This window comes from Methanobrevibacter sp. 87.7, assembly GCF_002208625.1.
Taxonomy (GTDB): Archaea; Methanobacteriota; Methanobacteria; order Methanobacteriales; family Methanobacteriaceae; genus Methanarmilla.
On record NZ_MRCT01000257.1, the window covers coordinates 1 to 1,529 of the forward strand.

General features: G+C 24.5%; 2 protein-coding genes and 1 pseudogene. All 3 read left to right on the forward strand.

Annotated elements, in window-relative coordinates:
* Positions 1 to 63 precede the first annotated feature (63 nt).
* The gene (locus tag BGI41_RS08620) at positions 64 to 993 is read left to right on the forward strand and encodes a CpaF family protein (protein ID WP_255377155.1); all 930 of its coding nucleotides are present in this window, start codon (positions 64 to 66) and stop codon (positions 991 to 993) included.
* A 14-nt stretch (positions 994 to 1,007) separates the two neighbouring features.
* Positions 1,008 to 1,073, forward strand: a pseudogene (locus BGI41_RS08690) (hypothetical protein); the annotation flags it as partial.
* A gap of 51 nt (positions 1,074 to 1,124) precedes the next feature.
* A complete protein-coding gene (locus tag BGI41_RS08625; RefSeq protein WP_233126348.1) occupies positions 1,125 to 1,529 on the forward strand; it encodes a hypothetical protein in 405 nt (134 codons plus the stop codon).

Below are 1,529 nucleotides of genomic sequence, written 5' to 3' on the forward strand. Positions count from 1 at the left end.
TATATCTTCTTTTTAAGATTATTTAATTAAGTTTTTTATTTTATTTTAAACATCAATTTTATTATGAGTAATTCAAATATTTCTGATTCAGATATTATTCCAACAGATATTAATTATAAATACAATATTCAAAACAATTATGGATTTACTTTTGAAGAGAAGACTATTTTAAGTAATATACGTAGTAAACTTGTGGATGTTGCATTAAATAACAATGAATCTCGTACTGTTAAATTGGAAGATATTAAACATATTATAAAAAATAGTATATTAGATAGTTCTTTTAATGAAGATTATATTGATAATTTATCTCAAAGGTTTTATGAAGAAATTAATGGTTATGGAATTTTAAATCCATTAATTAAAGATGATAATTTAGAAGAAATTATGGTAATTGGCTCAAATAAACCTGTTTATGTTTATCATAGAGAATATGGTATGTTAGAAACTAATATGTCATTTTCTAATAATGAAGATATTATTAAGATTATTGACTCAATTGCAAGAGAAAATAATCGACGTTTTGATAATGAATCTCCTATTTTAGATGCAAGATTAAAAGATGGTTCTAGAGTAAATGCAACTTTACCTCCAATATCTGCAGATGGTCCATCACTCACTATACGTAAATTTAAAAAAGATCCTTTTACAATTATTGATTTAATAAAAAATAATACTTTAGATTCTAATATTGCAGCATTTTTATGGTTATGTATTGATGGTTTAGGCGTAAAATCTGCAAATATAATTATTTCTGGAGGAACAAGTTCTGGAAAAACTACAACTTTAAATGCACTTTCAGCACTTATTAATCCTAAAGAAAGGATTATAACTATTGAAGATACATTAGAACTTCAAATACCTCATAAGCATATTCTTAGAATGGAAACTAGATTAGCAAATATTGAAGGTATGGGAAAATTAGATATGGATGCATTAGTTAAAAATGCATTAAGACAAAGACCTGATAGAGAATTATTGTTGGTGAAGTAAGAGCTAAAGAAGCAATAACTCTTTTTACAGCACTTAATACTGGACATTCTGGCTTTGGAACATTACATGCAAATAATGCTAGAGAGACTATTACACGATTAACTAATCCTCCTATGTGTGTTCCTAAGATAATGATTTCTGCAATAGATTTTATTTTAATGCAAAAAAGATTTTATAAATCTAATGGTGTTAGTTATAGACGTGTTACTGAACTTAGTGAAGTTGTAGGAATGGAAGAAGCTACTGTTCAATTAAACAAGATTTTCCAATGGAACTCTTCTTTAGATACCTTTGATAATATTTCTTTTTCATCAAATACTATTGAAAAAATAATGGAAACTAAAAATGTTTCTAGAAAATATATAGATAATGATATTAAAACTCGAAAATTAGTTTTAAATTTGATGGTGAAAAATAATTTAAGATCAAATGAAGTTGTAAGTAAAATAATTGATTTTTATTATTTTAATAGAGATAAACTTATATTTTTACTTAAAAATTCTCCAAATTATTTTTTAAGGTTTAATCATGTTTGA